15 protein-coding genes are annotated in these 15,164 nt (G+C 46.6%); 3 read left to right on the top strand and 12 right to left on the bottom strand.

The window, feature by feature from the left end; all coding sequences use genetic code 11:
* Window positions 1-6: 6 nt before the first annotated feature.
* From O9X84_RS03320 to gspC, 12 genes are all read right to left on the bottom strand, one after another.
* The gene (locus O9X84_RS03320) at window positions 7-762 is read right to left on the bottom strand and encodes a type II secretion system protein N (RefSeq protein WP_269518142.1); all 756 of its coding nucleotides are present in this window, start codon (window positions 760-762) and stop codon (window positions 7-9) included.
* Window positions 759-1,238 (bottom strand): type II secretion system protein GspM, encoded by a 480-nt coding sequence (gene gspM, locus O9X84_RS03325; RefSeq protein ID WP_032095335.1) that lies wholly within the window; start codon window positions 1,236-1,238, stop codon window positions 759-761. The genes O9X84_RS03320 and gspM overlap by 4 nt, the downstream gene beginning before the upstream one ends.
* Window positions 1,235-2,434, bottom strand: a complete 1,200-nt coding sequence (gene gspL, locus O9X84_RS03330) for a type II secretion system protein GspL (protein ID WP_269518143.1) — start codon at window positions 2,432-2,434, stop codon at window positions 1,235-1,237. Before gspL ends, gspM begins: the two co-directional genes overlap by 4 nt.
* A complete protein-coding gene (gene gspK, locus O9X84_RS03335; RefSeq protein WP_269518144.1) occupies window positions 2,434-3,537 on the bottom strand; it encodes a type II secretion system minor pseudopilin GspK in 1,104 nt (367 codons plus the stop codon). The genes gspL and gspK overlap by 1 nt, the downstream gene beginning before the upstream one ends.
* Window positions 3,534-4,163, bottom strand: coding sequence for a type II secretion system minor pseudopilin GspJ (gene gspJ, locus O9X84_RS03340; protein WP_269518145.1), 630 nt, complete (start codon window positions 4,161-4,163; stop codon window positions 3,534-3,536). Before gspJ ends, gspK begins: the two co-directional genes overlap by 4 nt.
* A gap of 4 nt (window positions 4,164-4,167) precedes the next feature.
* Window positions 4,168-4,566: a type II secretion system minor pseudopilin GspI gene (gene gspI, locus O9X84_RS03345; protein ID WP_269518147.1), complete on the bottom strand. Its 399-nt coding sequence runs from the start codon at window positions 4,564-4,566 to the stop codon at window positions 4,168-4,170.
* Between the two features lie 2 nt (window positions 4,567-4,568).
* Window positions 4,569-5,195: a type II secretion system minor pseudopilin GspH gene (gene gspH / locus O9X84_RS03350; protein WP_269518148.1), complete on the bottom strand. Its 627-nt coding sequence runs from the start codon at window positions 5,193-5,195 to the stop codon at window positions 4,569-4,571.
* 18 nt (window positions 5,196-5,213) lie between these two features.
* The gene (gene gspG, locus O9X84_RS03355; protein ID WP_032095339.1) at window positions 5,214-5,651 is read right to left on the bottom strand and encodes a type II secretion system major pseudopilin GspG; all 438 of its coding nucleotides are present in this window, start codon (window positions 5,649-5,651) and stop codon (window positions 5,214-5,216) included.
* A complete protein-coding gene (gene gspF / locus O9X84_RS03360; protein ID WP_032095340.1) occupies window positions 5,651-6,877 on the bottom strand; it encodes a type II secretion system inner membrane protein GspF in 1,227 nt (408 codons plus the stop codon). The genes gspG and gspF overlap by 1 nt, the downstream gene beginning before the upstream one ends.
* A gap of 1 nt (window position 6,878) precedes the next feature.
* Complete coding sequence (gene gspE / locus O9X84_RS03365; RefSeq protein ID WP_269518397.1) at window positions 6,879-8,441, bottom strand: type II secretion system ATPase GspE; 1,563 nt, start codon at window positions 8,439-8,441, stop codon at window positions 6,879-6,881.
* Between the two features lies 1 nt (window position 8,442).
* On the bottom strand, window positions 8,443-10,488 hold the full coding sequence (gene gspD, locus O9X84_RS03370) for a type II secretion system secretin GspD (protein WP_269518151.1): 2,046 nt from the start codon (window positions 10,486-10,488) through the stop codon (window positions 8,443-8,445).
* 106 nt (window positions 10,489-10,594) lie between these two features.
* Entirely contained in the window at window positions 10,595-11,518 is a 924-nt protein-coding gene (gene gspC / locus O9X84_RS03375; protein WP_269518152.1) for a type II secretion system protein GspC, read from the bottom strand.
* Between the two features lie 126 nt (window positions 11,519-11,644).
* Here gspC and hslR point away from each other — a divergent pair, with 126 nt between their 5' ends.
* The 3 genes from hslR (at window position 11,645) to O9X84_RS03390 (ending at window position 14,970) form a co-directional block, all read left to right on the top strand.
* The gene (gene hslR / locus O9X84_RS03380; protein WP_269518153.1) at window positions 11,645-12,049 is read left to right on the top strand and encodes a ribosome-associated heat shock protein Hsp15; all 405 of its coding nucleotides are present in this window, start codon (window positions 11,645-11,647) and stop codon (window positions 12,047-12,049) included.
* 21 nt (window positions 12,050-12,070) lie between these two features.
* On the top strand, window positions 12,071-12,970 hold the full coding sequence (gene hslO, locus O9X84_RS03385; protein ID WP_269518154.1) for an Hsp33 family molecular chaperone HslO: 900 nt from the start codon (window positions 12,071-12,073) through the stop codon (window positions 12,968-12,970).
* Window positions 12,971-13,407: 437 nt separating this feature from the next.
* Window positions 13,408-14,970: a phosphoenolpyruvate carboxykinase gene (locus O9X84_RS03390; RefSeq protein ID WP_269518155.1), complete on the top strand. Its 1,563-nt coding sequence runs from the start codon at window positions 13,408-13,410 to the stop codon at window positions 14,968-14,970.
* The last annotated feature ends 194 nt before the right edge of the window (window positions 14,971-15,164 follow it).

Consider the following 15,164-nt stretch of genomic DNA (forward strand, 5'->3'; position numbering starts at 1 on the left):
TACTATTTAAAGCTTAATTTGCGTGTAGCCATTGGCGTCAGGTGTGCCGAAGAGGCGCGCCGCTTGGTGCACTTCATTGGGCAAACTATCGTCGGGCTTAAATTTTCCAGCGACTTGGAATTTTTGCATGTCTGCTTGAACGGTCGCATCAATAGACAGCCCGAGCATGTTTGGCTCGTTTACGGTAATGCCAATGTCGTCACCTTCGCAGCGAAGCTTTGCCGAATAGGTACCAAAATCGATAGGGCCTTTGGTGCCAGCCACTGTCGCGTTTAGCCAGTCACCCGTGCCAGACAATGCACGGCATGTCGGCCCATAGTGCAACTCGTCTAACTTTACTTTAAAGCGACCTCCTGCGTTCACTGGCAGCGGTAGTTGAACTTGCGCTAGTACTCTATCGACAGGCAAATACAGTGTAAATGCCTCTGTGCTTACCGATGTTTGACTAAATAGCCCTGTGGAAATTGGACCCTCAAAAGCAATGTCGTTTTTATCGCGAACATTGCCTGCTTTTACATCAAGGTTAATGCTGCCAATGAGCATATAAAGCGGGTTTAATTCCCATTTTACATTGTTAATAGGAAGACCGTTTACTACCACAGTTTGTGCTTTTCCGCTAAACAGCGTTCCGCTCACCCCTTCAATGGAGACATTTTGCGGCAGTGTTACGCGGCCAATAACGTGTACCGCGGGCATGTAAGCAATGGCAAATAATAAAAATGCGACTATTCCGCCTACAATCCAGCTTATTTTTGACTTCATGCTTTACCTAATCGTAATCGACGAATTTTGATAAACCCTTCGGCATCCGCCGATGTTATATCCGCTTGTAAAATCACCACCCCCATACTTTCCATGGTTTTAAGCCACTCTAGTACATTGTTAAACGGAGCCTGATCCACCCAAATTTGTAGCTCATCGTTTTGTGGCTGCATACGTGAAATAGCGATGTCGTGCTTTGCTACCGTGCGATTGACTGCCTGCGGCAGCGAACCTGAAAAGCCTTGGCTAGTGCCAGAGACACGGCGCAGTTGTTTTGCTCTTGCGGCACTGTCTTTTACCCATACCAGCAATGACTGCTGGTTATCGAGTAACTTTTGCTGCTGCGAAAGTGCATTGTTAAGGGGAGACCAAATAGCAAAATAAAATATGGCGATCACAACGAATACGCCAGATATCAGTACAAGCTTTTGCTCGCGCTCTGTCAGTGCTTTATATTTTTCTAATAGCGCGTTCATGACGTACTCCTAATAGACACTGTGCCAACCACACCGCTATCGCGATTGTTTATCGCACCTTGCTCAACCAAAAAACCAGCCTGCTCGGCGGTTTTCTTAAACTGCTCCAGTGCTTCAAAACTTTTGCCTTCGGCCTGAATGCGTATTTCAGTGCGACTGGCGTCAAAGCGAAGGGTTTGTGGTTTTACGTCGGTGGCAGCAAATGCGGGAGCAAGCTGATCTAGCATAATTAACATGGATACATTGCCGCCCCCTTGTTCTAATTTGGCCATTTCACTTTGCAGCTTGCGACGCACGTCCCTGTAGGTGCCAATATTGGGAAAGCCACTTTTCACGGTATTGCTAATTTCACTGCGCAAAGTGTCGTTTTGCGACTGTAATTGATACAGCGTGGCGGTTTTATCAATTAAGCTTGTGCACAGTACCAACACCGCTAACACAGCAGCTACGCGCCATTGCGACAGGGCACTGCTACGTTTGCGCTTCACTTTGTATTCGCCTTGGCATAAGTTAAAGCTTGTAGCCGTTGCCTCTTTAGCAAGCACCTGCATAGGAAGCTCTAAAGGCGTTTCGGTTTCTTCTATATTGGGCAAACCAGATAGGTCGATACCGGCATAATTAGTCACGCTTACGGGTGTCGAATGCTGTGAAGTAAAGTGAGCAAGTGTTGGCAGTAGCCACTGCTGCTCGCCTTGAATGCCTTTGAAATTATCCTGGCGAACTAATAGCTGATCACCGAGAGTTAATATAGACCAACCGTCTGCTGTGTGAGGCACTGCGAGTACATCTGGAATAATGGTGTCACACGCCAAATTAGCGTCTTGCAGCCATCGTTGCCATTGCTGCATTTTTTCATGACTCACAATAGCGACCGCTTGCTCGTTACCCACTTTGGGGCCTAATGCAAAAAACTGCTGACTAATATCTGTGGCAAGCTCTTCTTCAAGCATATAGGGCAGTGCGGCAATCACTTTTCTGCCAGCTCGCGGTGGCAGTGTTACCCATTTGAGTAAAATGTCGCTGCTTGGCGCTAATGCAATAACGCTTCGCTGGCCAGTGCGCTCTGTAAGCGTACCTAACGCGTCGGCATTCTCTAACTCGCCCGATGCCATTATTTCATCATCGGCAGTTGAGTAAACCAACCAGCTGACGGCGTCGCTTTTATTCGCGCCCAGCCTTACCAGTAGTTGTTCCATTATTGTGTTCCTCCGAACTCGCGCCTCAGTATGTTCACGCCGTTGTCTGTGCTTACTTGAAACACGGTGGAAAGCTTAAACGTTGCTTTATTATATTTAGTTTTTGTATGCAAAATAAAATACTCGGTTTTAACCGTGAACCAGTCTCTGCGCGAATTAGACAGGGTCAGTGCTTGTATAGCCGGCTCGTTTAAAAAGTCGTCCACCTTGTCCCAGCCTTCTTGGGGTCTATTAGCTAAAAGGCTGGTGGCTTGCTGCAAATCTAATCCGGTGAGCCCAGCTAAAAGCGGCGCCTCTTCGTCGTCTAATGTGTTGACGTTTATTTTTAACTCGTCGTTATCTGGAATAACGCACACTAATGGCATTACGTTGCCCAGCCACTGTGGTGATGCGCCATTTATAATACGCAATTCACTGGTAGATGCCAGTGGGCCATTAGCCGCTAAATAAGGAAACTCTCGAGATTCATATTCACTGTCCTCAGCGCCCAAGGAGCGTTGGTTATCGTCCTCATCTACCCAATCGGCTAAACCGTCTCGAAACGTATCTGCGGTGTAGCTATCAAGGCCGTCTATCCCAAGTGCCAACAGCATACTGCTAAACGCCTCCATGGCTTCGGTGGTATCTCTTGAGCTGTTGGGGTTTGTGGCAACCTCACCAGAGTTGATTGCATTTAGGTTAAAGCATGCTCGTAAGTCTTTTAAGTTGGCGGTAAGCCCACCGCCTTCCAAGGGGTAAGCAAATTCTTGTGCCCAAGGTTGATCAAGGGATATCTTGTCTGGCGTCTCTTCAATCAGTGTTTTAATCGACTTCCTAGCAAAAGCTTCTGCGCCCAAGGCATACCAATACGCCTGATTATTGTCTTTTAAGTTCATAGTGCGCTGCACTTGAAGCTGCAGCCGAGTGCCCATTTCAGTGGCTAAAACCGCCACTAGGGCAACAATCATAAGCACTATCATCAATGCCACACCCTGCTGCTTTGCTGGCGACTGAAGGCGAGGCGCTTTTCTTTGAGAGGACTTTGCTCGAGACGATCTGATACGAGCCGACTTTACACGCGGCGATTTCTCAACACTCGTTTTTAAATAAGCGCTATGCTTCATTGCGAGTCACCACTAACAAGGGTGAATTCACGGCGAAGCATACCAAAGTCTTTGCTCACGAACTCAATAGCGACGGCGCGTGGAAGCACAGTGTCTTGGTATTTTTCGCTCCACTTAATATCGTCATCGTCTTTTATCGTCGACGAGGCACTGTTGCCAGATAAAAACTCAACCTTAAAGCTCTCAATATTTTCAAGCAGCACACGAACCTTTGGCTCGTAGCCAATCACGTTATCAACGTAATTGCTGTATAGGCGTTCTAATCTATTATCCCGTAATCGATAAGCCACATACTGTAGGGTACTGCGAGGCAGCATTAACTGGGGGTTATGCCAACCGCCGCGTACAAAACCGATGCCGTCGTCATCACTGCCGTCTACTTCACCGCCGGCCATCACAATTTCTCGCTTTTCACCGTTAACACGAAGTGGCCTTGATACTGCCTGCTGGATATCACGCTCTATGGTCACCATGGCCCGCTGTAGAAGCTGGAGCTTTTCAAAGCGCTCTTGTGACAAGCTGTTGCTGTCTATCACCGTGGTGAGCAGGCCCGTGGACGCTAAGCCAATAAGCGTAAAAATGGCCATGGCCACTAAAATTTCAATGAGTGTAAAACCGCGCTGCATCAATTTAGCTCTTCAAAGGCTTGGCGACAAACGTAGTCACTGAGGTTACAGTACTCACGTAATTTTTATCTTCACCAACAGAAATGGTGACCGCGCGCAAATCTGCGTCGTTAGTTTTGGTGACTGTTTGTTGCCAAAACCATGTGCGGTCTGCCATTTCCATGCTGCCTTTTAAGTTGTTTTTTGGCGGCCATGTGGTTTCAAGCTGAAGCTGGTTTAATCGATTACTCGCCACCCAGTTAGCAAAGGTCACGGATTCAATTTGCCCCACGCTAGATAGGTGATCGCCTGCAGCTTTTAAAATAGCGGTACCTGTTAATGCAAAAATGAGCAGCGCCACCATCACTTCAAGTAGCGTTAGCCCTTTTTGTTTATCTTTATGAGGGTTTGTGTGCTGATGCATACTTATAGCGGGCTCCCCAGCGGCCCTTCAAGCGCAAGGGGAGGAAGGTCTTTATTTTGCAGGCTGAAGTAAACAGGCTCGTCGCCCTCATCGCCATTGTAATTGAACGACAAGGTAAACGGGGTCACATCGCCGCTCGACATAATCAGTATTTGGGGGGGAGGCAGCTTTTTATCTTCGTCACTGCCTATTTCAACACCGTCTTCTGACACGCTAAGGTTTTCATCAAACAACTCTCGGTCGAAAAGCTGATCTTCAACCACCCAAGGTAAGTCATCTAAATTTAGGGTAAGCGTGAAAGGCTCGGGAAGGGTGTGCACTGCGTATACGTCCTCACCCTCAATGCGCTGCCATTCGTCGTCATCATCAAGATAAACAAAGTAATACTCGTTATCTTTTTGCTCAACGCGCACGCCAAGCTGTTGTTGGTTAAGCACGGCAAAATCGCTGGCCATATCCACAATAACCTGCAGCCGCTGAGCTTGGCTTTTGAGTAGGTCTGTTTTGCTGGCACCAAAGGCATTAAACATGACATAGCCAGCAGCTAAGCCCATAAGCAGCAGCACTAACATGACTTCTAATAAGGTGAAGCCGTTTGATGTTGTTGGAGTACTGCCACGCTTATACATAGTGTGCTTGAGTTACGCTTAGTTAAGGTATTCGTTAATATTCCAGTTGCCGATATCGTCATCGGTACCGGGTTCGCGGTCTGGGCCGTTAGAGAAAATATCAACTACGCTAAGCTCTCCTGGGCTAATAAGTGCGTAAGGATTTCCCCATGGATCTTCTGGTAGACGCTTAATAAAACCGCCTTCTGGATAGTTGCGAGGAATAGGGTCTAAGGTTGGCGCTGTCACTAGGGCATCAAGGCCTTGCTCGGTAGTAGGAAAGCGATTGTTGCGCAGCTTATACATTTCAAGCGCACTTTCTAACTGTTGAATATCTACCGCCGCTTTTTTAAGCTGGGCTTCTTCTTGGTTTCCCAAAATTTGTGGTGCCACCATTGACGCCATAATGCCGATGATTAACAGCACCACCATTACTTCAATCAAACTAAATCCAGAACTACGTTTTAAAGATTTCATTACATATTCACCATGTTATTCAATGCTAAAATTGGCTGCAGAATTGCCATTACGATAAACAATACAATCCCTGCCATTGTGACTATCAATAAAGGTTCAAACACTTTTAGTGAGACACCAATAAGCGACTCGAATTCCCTATCTTGATTATCTGCGGCCCGGGCGAGCATTTGTTGCAATTCACCCGACTTCTCACCCGATGCAATCATATGCATCATCATAGGTGGAAATATTTTTGTATTATCCAATGCTGCTCTCAGGCTGCTGCCTTCTTTAACGTTTATAGCGGCATCGGCAACTTGGTTCTTGATATGCTGATTCTCAAGCACATCACCAGAGATTCGCATTGCCTCTAATAGCGGCACTGCACTGGCGCTAAGAATACTGAGAGTACGGGCGAATCGCGCCGTATTGAGGCCGCGGGTTACCTTTCCAATGAGCGGTACTTTTAATAGTGCCTTGTGATAGCGCAGCTTCATTAGCTTTTGTTGCAACACACGCTGCATAATGACAACGAGTACCGCGATAGCTATCAATAAAAACAGGCCATAGTTTTGTAGCCATGTACTCAATGAAATAAGAAATTGGGTAATACCGGGAAGGTCCTGACCCATGTGGTCGAATTGCCCCACAATTTTGGGTACTACTACGGTAAGCAATAGCAACACTATACCCATGGCAAAAAACAGCATGAGTGAAGGATAGACTAGCGCTTGGGTTATTTGACTGCGGGTTTGCTGACGTCGTTCGGTGTAATCCGCCAACCGATTTAATACGGTGTCTAAGTGCCCTGACTTTTCACCTGCCGCCACCATAGAGCGATAAAGGTCGTCAAAAACACTGGGAAATTCACCTAGTGCATCGGCAAGGCCGTGCCCTTCAACTACTTTACTGCGCACCGCCATCATCATATTTTTCTGACGTGGTTTTTCACACTGCTCGGCAACGGCTAATAGGGCCTCTTCAACGGGCAATGCAGATTCTACCAAGGTGGCCATTTGGCGAGTAAGTAGCGCTAAGTCAGAGGCAGATATGCGCGGTTTGAACAGCGAGAAGCTAAACCCCGAGCCATTATTTTGCGCACGCTCAGCCACCTGTTCTACATCGAGTGGAATTAAGCCTTTCTCGCGAAGCTGTTGGCGCACTTGCCGAGCATTATCGCCCTCAAGTACACCACTTTCATTTTTACCGCGGGCATTGACCGCTTTATAAGCGAACGCTGCCATACTAGTCTTCCCTCGTTACTCGTAATACTTCTTCAAGTGAGGTTACCCCAGACAGCACTTTTCGACAGCCATCTTCTCGTATGCTTGGCGTTGTGGCTCTTATGTAACGCTCGATTGCCTGTTCGCCTACGCCCTCATGCATCATTTCTCTCACGCGCTCATCAACAAGCAGCAATTCATGAATACCGGTTCTACCGCGATATCCAGTTTGATTACATGCAGCGCATCCACGAGGGGTATAAATAATGGTGTTGGCATCAGCATCAGTGCCTAATACTTCACGCTGTGAAGCATCCGGCGTATGAGGCTGTTTGCACTCTTTACACAAGGTTCTCACCAAGCGCTGAGACAGCACAGCCAGTAGACTCGACGATAACAAGAACGGCTCAATACCCATATCTTCTAATCGTGTTATTGCACCGGCAGCCGTGTTGGTATGCAGCGTGGAAAGTACCAAGTGACCGGTTAAACTGGCCTGAACCGCTATTTGGGCAGTTTCAATGTCTCGAATCTCACCCACCATTACCACGTCTGGATCTTGACGTAATATGGCTCGTAACCCTCTTGCAAAGGTCATATCTACACGAGGGTTAACCTGAGTTTGTCCAATGCCGGGTAAATCAAATTCAATAGGGTCTTCAACGGTAAGAATATTTCTATCGCGAGAGTTAATCTCACTTAGCCCTGCATACAAGGTGGTACTTTTACCTGAGCCGGTAGGGCCTGTAACCAAAATAATACCGTGAGGCTTTCTGATAAGCGTAGAGAAATAGTCTCTATTTCCCTGAGTCATGCCTAAATCTTCAAGATTAAGGCGTGCATTATTTTTATCAAGTAAACGCAACACCACTCGCTCGCCGTGACTTGAAGGCATAGTAGATACACGTACGTCTACCGCTCTGCCTGCTATGCGCAAGGTGATACGACCGTCTTGGGGCACTCGTTTCTCGGCAATGTCTAACTTGGCCATGACTTTGATTCGCGACACTAACATAGAGGATAGCTTGCGATTAGGGCGCAGTATTTCGCGCAATACGCCGTCTACACGAAAGCGCACAACCAGTTGATTCTCGAAGGTCTCGATATGAATATCAGATGCCCCTTCCTTAATTGCCTCGCCAAGCATGGCATTGATCAGCTTGATAATAGGCGCATCATCTTCACTGTCTAGCAAGTCTTCGGTGTCGGGTAAATCTTCGGCAAGTGCAAACAAGTCGCTCTCATTACCTAAATCTTCCATGAGCTGTTTAGCCGCCGAACTATCTCGCTGGAAAGCCGTCGTTAAGAAGCTTTCAAACTCATCTGCCGGAATGGATTTTGGCACAAAAGGCTCACCGTAAAAACGACGTACTTCAGCAAATACGTCAAAAGGCGTGTTCTCGGTAAAATACAAAACAGCCGGTGATTCGTTTATTTCTAACAGCACTTGATTGCGCTTCGCGAAACTAAATGAAAGCTGTTTGGGCCCACCTTCTTGTTCAGGAAGGCCCTCTTCGGCCATGGCCTCAAGCACTTCTTCCTGAGCTTCAAGTGCCTGAGTAAGTTGTTCGTCTTGCCCTGACATATTAGTCATTATCCTCAAGCGCTTCTTTTTCAGTTAAGTACTCTTCAAAAGAAGGCGGTAGCGTCAGCTCGTCGTCCCAATTAGGCATTGTTGGTGTGTGTGAATTAGGCATTAACGACACGCCTTCTTGCTGGCGCTTGAGCTGCAGCGCGCGGATGTAATTGTATTTTCTATGGCTGATAGAATTCATGGTTGCAGCATCACGCACAATGGTGGGCTTTAAAAATACCATGAGGTTACGCTTACGCTTGCTGGTAGAGGTAGATTTAAACAAGTTACCAAGAATAGGAATATCGCCAAGTAGAGGTACTTTTGACACACTTTCTTGAATGTCTTCATCAATCAATCCGCCAAGCACGATAGTGCCGCCATCATCTACAATAACGGTGGTTTTAATCTCACGCTTGTTGATAGAGATGTCCACCGAGGTAGCGCCGCTTACGCTTGATACTTCTTGCTCAATGAGAAGTTGAACCGCATCACCTTCATTTATTTGTGGCGTTACTTTTAACTTTATACCCACTTCTTGGCGGTCTACCGTTGTGAAAGGATTTGAGTTGTTAGCGCCCGTTGTTGTACCCGTAATGATAGGAACTTCCTGACCGACAATGAAAAACGCTTCTTCGTTGTCCATGGTAGTAAGGTGAGGAGTAGCGAGAATGTTTGAATTGGTGTCGGTGCTTACCGCCTGCACAACCGCGCCCCAGCCATCTTCGATAATTCCTGCAATCATGCCGTTGGCGCCGCCAAGTAGGTTTGCCAGAGGCTGGAAGTTACCTTCTATAGTATCTGTTGTTTCAGTAACTACACCATTCGCTGACGTTTGAGAGCGTGGTACCTGACGGTCTTCTGCTTGGCGCAACGCCACACCTAATGCGCCTACGGGAACAACGCCATTGTTAAATTGTGTACCGCCGCCTTGCTCAGATACCCACTGCACGCCAAGAGTAGTGCCGTCACCTTCAAAGACTTCAACAATGATGGCTTCAACCTGCACTTGGGCGCGGCGAATATCGAGTTGACGCACCACTTCTTCTAGTGAGCGCATCATGTCGGGCTCTGCGGTAATTACAATGGCGTTGGAATCTTCATGGGCGTCAATGCTGATGTCGCGGTTCGATGAAGAACGACGGGTAGAGTTGGTAGCGCTGCCTTGTGTGTCTGCCTGAATACTGGCTGAAACACCCTGCAGTACTTTCACCATATCTTCTGCTTTTGCGTAATTTAAAAACAGTACGCGAGTGTTGCCGTTAGACTCAAGCTCTTGGTCCATACGTTGGATAAGCGTGATGAGTCGCTGGCGGGCTTTAACGTCGCCGCTCACAATCACCGAGTTGGTTCTATCATCTGCCACAACACGGGGGTCAGATTTAGCACCCGTATTTGCTTTGCCTTGAGATTTGTTAATGCTTTCAATAATGCGCACCATTTCAGATGCTGATGCGTAGCGTAACTTCACAATTTCGACTTCTTCGTCACCGGCGCGGTCAACACGTTCGATAATTTCAACTAAACGGTTAACTACCGCTGCTCTGCCGGTTAGCATCATCACGTTTGAAGGGTCGTGGCTGACTACATTTCCGCCGCCCGCTTGGTCGTTTAGCTGGCGAAGAATAGGGGCTAGCTCGCGAACAGGTACGTTGTAAACGGGGACAACTCGGGTAATAAATTCATCACCGTCTTGTTCTGCGCCTTCAACCACCGGAATATTTGAGGTTTTTGCATCTTTAGAGCGCACGACTTTTAAAATGCCGCTTGGCATTTCAACCACAGCAAAGTCGTATACCTGCAGCACGTTCAAGAAAAATTGATAGTACTGCTCTTCGCTGAGCATATCGTAACTGCGCACGCTAATTTTTCCGCGAACGTTAGGGTCGACGATAATGGTTCGCTCTAAGTTTTTACCCACAATATTAATGAATTCGTTAATGTCGGTATCTTTAAAATTAGGCATGTACTCGGCAGCGGTCACAGAGAAACACAGCAGCGCTGTACACACAGTGGTGGCTAAGCGAGATAACAATTTGTGGCTTGTGCGCCTTTTCATTCTAACTTCCTTTATTTCTTAATCTGTAAACGGCCGTTTAAGCTGTATTTCTTGCCTAACTGAAACTTTCCCTAGCGGGAAAGAATGCAAGTTTTTTGTTAGCGTTTTATGACTCAGGCAAGTCGAGGTACAGCGTGGTGAAACTACCATCACGAATAATTGTTAATTCTATCGATTGCGCAGAACGAAGCTCTGATAATGCCTCTTGCGACTGCTGTAGGTCAGTTAAGTCCAACCCATTAATTTGTGAAATCACATCACCGGCTTTAAGACCTGCAGAAGCAAACAGTGCAGGTTCACGGCCAGGGCTTACTTGATAGCCAATCAGCTGACCGCCCTCAGTTTTTGGTGATATTGAAATAAAATCGGTAAAGTTTGCAGGTCGCTCACGCAAGGCTGCTGTGGCCTCAAGGGCTTCTTCACTGAGCTCTTGTGCTTGAATTTCGTCGTTACTAGCTGGCGATGGACCCATGCGTTCCCGCTGATCTCGTCTGCGATTCGCCTCTTCATAATCGATACCATCGAGCATGAGGGTTTCTTTTCGAACCCCATTCTTGATTATGACGCGATCGTTATACACCGTTTGCAGAGTAGCATTGGTCCCTTCAATTTTTTCACCCAAACCATACACGGCTTGGCTGTTATTATTTTCTATAATGGCAGTACCGGATTCTTGCTCGGAACTTGCTACCACACCGGTTAGCGTTAAGTTTAAACGGGTTTCGGGTGCATCTGTAACTTCTTCAGTTTGGGCTGACTGAGGTACGGCTGCGGCATCTCCGAAAAGATTTAGCTGTTGTATTTTGCCAAGATTGACCCCACTTTTCCCATTAGGCGTACTGATGGGAGCAATGCGTGATGCTGTTGGTGTCGCAGACAGCGATGGTTCAGGTATAATCTGCCAAACAAGTTTGGCTGTGAATGCAATTAAATACAGACTTAGCAGAACCACTACAAGGGTGTGTAGCTGTTTTTGATGCTGGTTCACAAAAACAACCAGAGATTGTGGATTGGGTTTATTGAATGTCATGCTGCCACTGATGGTACTGCTTTAAAATAAAGTGAATTTTTGGTTAACCGCGCTTTAGCGAATCCATAATAGCCTAGTAAAGGTTAGGGTCACAACACTAAAGCAACACCGTTACGAAATTATTATATGAACCAATCGAATAGCAACAATACAACACAAAATGTCAGGCTGGACAAGTGGCTGTGGGCTGCAAGATTTTTCAAAACCCGCGCAATAGCTCGAGATATGGTTCAGTCAGGCAAAGTTCACTACAACGGTCAACGTGCCAAACCAAGCAGGAACGTAGAGCTTGGCGCTAGGGTGAAAGTTCCCTCAGGCTTCGATTCTCGTGACATTGAGGTGCTCGGGCTTAGTGACAAACGGTTAAGCGCGCCTTTGGCACAGGAGCTTTACGCGGAAACGGCTGAAAGTGTAACAAAACGTGAAGAAAACCAAGCTGCGCGTAAATTAAACGCTTTTCATAGTCCTGCGCCAGATAACAGACCAGACAAAAAGCAGCGACGACAGATTATTAAATTTAAACAGCAATAATTGCTGTAAACAGGATTAGTTATGAGCGACTTCGACAATTTACACCGCTTTTTATTTACCCAAGCCAATGTGCGCGGTGAGCTAGTGCGTTTAAACGACAGCTTAAAAAACATTGTGCATAGCTACGAGTACCCGGTTCAAATTCAGCAATTGCTGTGCGAGATGGCAGCAGCCACGTCGTTACTGACCGCAACGCTTAAGTTTGAAGGCGAAATTGGCCTGCAGGTACAAAGCAAAGGGCCGGTAAGTTATGCGGTTGTCAATGCCACGCACAATCAAACCCTTCGAGGTGTTGCCCGGTGGGATGAAAGCCTAACCACGTTACCGGAGAGCTTTTCCGAGCTACTCACTGACGCTGTGCTTGTTATTACCATTACCCCTGATGAAGGTGAGCGTTACCAAGGCGTAGTTGCGCTAGATAAGCCTAGCCTTGCCGAATGTATCGAGGGGTATTTTCAGCAGTCTGAACAGTTGGCTACCAAGGTTCAGCTAATGACTGACTTACAAGATGCAGAAAGTGCTAAGGCCGCTGGCGTGCTGCTTCAAGTGCTGCCTGCCCAAGCAAGTGCGACAGATGTGGCTTCAGCCAATGATTTTGAACACATCACTAAGCTGACGGAAACATTAAAGCAAGAAGAGATGTTTTCGCTGTCGGTAGAAGAAATACTGTATCGCTTGTATCACCAAGAAGAGGTAGAGGTGTTCCCACCTAAGGCGGTATCGTTTGCCTGCACGTGTTCAAAAGAGCGCAGTGCTGAAGCGCTTCGACATGTAGAGAAGGCAGAGCTTAATTCTATTATCGAAGAAGAAGGTGCAGTGAAAATGAATTGCCAGTACTGTCATGTGGAATATCGCTTTGACAGTATCGACGTAGAAGCGATTCATAGCGGCAACTATGGCGGGCCTGCTACAAACCAATAGTCAAGATCCTTACGTAGTCGGCAAGGGCAACACGCTCTAGCCCTTTGAACGCTATTCACTACGCCCATCGAGAAATGACCGCAAGTCAGGTGGGCGTAATTTACCATTGCTTAAAAAATCAACACTGGTCAATGTGTTGATTTTTCCTACCTCTGCCCCACCTCTTACCTTTCGTTGTAAATATCAATTTTTGCATGTTTTTTCAGCATCGTTTATTGGCGAAAATGAATATAAACAACGAATGCACGACGGATATTTGCCCTTTTCCAAGAGGGGAAACGCTTTCATGTAATAAAATTACATAATTTTTGAAAGTTGAGCCTGTTTCAACCTTGCCTCTATTTATTAACGCTCTCTATATACTTGTTTACTTGCCGTTCTTGATGGTGTTACTTTTTTGAAAGGCAATTTGTAATATTACATAAAGGGTAACAACTATGACTGCTGCTGAATCATTTCAGACGGATTTGAAAGTAACACCGCTCACCAACCTCACCTCTGCCGAGCTTATTCAGCGTGCCCTTGAGCGCGGTGAAGGCATCTTAGATAAAAACGGTGCGCTTGTTGTACAAACAGGTAAAAGAACAGGGCGCTCTCCCAACGATCGATTTATCGTAAAAGAACCATCGAGTGAGAATGATATCGACTGGGGTAAAGTGAATAAACCCTTCGATTCAGAGAAGTTTGATGCATTGTGGGAACGCGTTGACGCTTACTTATCGACTCAAGAGCACTTTCTGTCACACCTTCAAGTGGGTTCAGATCCAGAACACGCACTGCCTTTAGAAGTGCGTACCCAAACTGCATGGCAGCATGTGTTTGCTCGTAACTTGTTTATTATTCCTGAACAGTGGAACACGAAAGGTGAGCGGCCTTGGCAGATACTGAATGTGCCTGGGTTTGAATGTGTTCCAGAGCGCGACGGTACTAACAGCGACGGCACGGTGATTATTAATTTCGCTAAAAAACGCGTACTTTTAGCGGGTATGCGTTATGCCGGCGAAATGAAAAAGGCCATGTTTTCAGTACAAAACTTCTTGTTGCCTGCTAAAGACGTGCTGCCAATGCACTGCTCTGCAAACGTGGGTGAAGAAGGCGACGTTACGCTTTTCTTTGGCCTGTCAGGCACGGGAAAGACAACTTTATCTGCCGATCCTAAGCGCTTCTTAATTGGCGATGATGAACACGGCTGGGCACCGGGTAGCGTGTTTAATATTGAAGGCGGTTGCTATGCAAAATGTATCGACCTATCTCAAAAGAATGAGCCTGTTATTTGGAACGCGATTAAATTCGGTACCATTTTAGAAAATGTAGTGCTTGATGACACGCGTAAACCTGATTACAAAGACACGTCGCTCACTCAAAACTCTCGTGCCGCTTATCCTCTTGAGCATATTGAAAAGCGCGTGGCAGAAAATAGAGGCGGTGAGCCCCGCTCGGTGGTATTTTTAACGTGTGATGTGAGCGGTGTTTTACCGCCAGTGTCGGTATTAAGCGAAGAGGCCGCGGCGTATCATTTCTTAAGTGGTTACACTGCAAAAGTGGGCTCTACAGAAATTGGCTCAACCAGCGACATAGAATCAACGTTTTCTACTTGCTTTGGTGCGCCATTTTTCCCTCGTCCCGCAGGCGTTTACGCAGAGCTTTTAATCAAACGAGTAAAAGCGTTTGGCGCAAAAGTGTATTTAGTGAATACAGGTTGGACAGGCGGACCTTACGGCACCGGCAGTCGCTTTGATATTCCAACGACTCGCGCGGTGATCGACGCCATTGTTTCAGGTGAATTGGCCGACGTTGAAACTCAGCACATCGAAGGATTGAACCTTGATGTACCTGTGGCGGTGCCAGGCGTAGACAGCAACCTATTGGTGCCTAAAAACACTTGGGCAGATAAAGCTAGCTATGAAGCATTTGCTGCTAATCTTGTTAGCGATTTTCAGCAAAACTTTGAAAAATACGATGTTGCCGACGCCATCGCAAAAGCAGGGCCAGGTAACTAGTCACTGTCTAAGGCGATAAAAAAGAAAAATCAAAAAACACGCGCCGTTTATACAGGTATTGTTTACCCTCAAAAGCCCACACTCTATTGTGGGCTTTTTTTTAACATTTTTAACATTATGAATACGTATGTTTATTTTGTTCCCTCACGGGGCTGGGTATTATGAATGCTATTAATGTAATGTGGCTATAACGT

The sequence above is a fragment of the Alteromonas sp. BMJM2 genome, assembly GCF_027257845.1.
Lineage (GTDB): Bacteria > Pseudomonadota > Gammaproteobacteria > Enterobacterales > Alteromonadaceae > Alteromonas.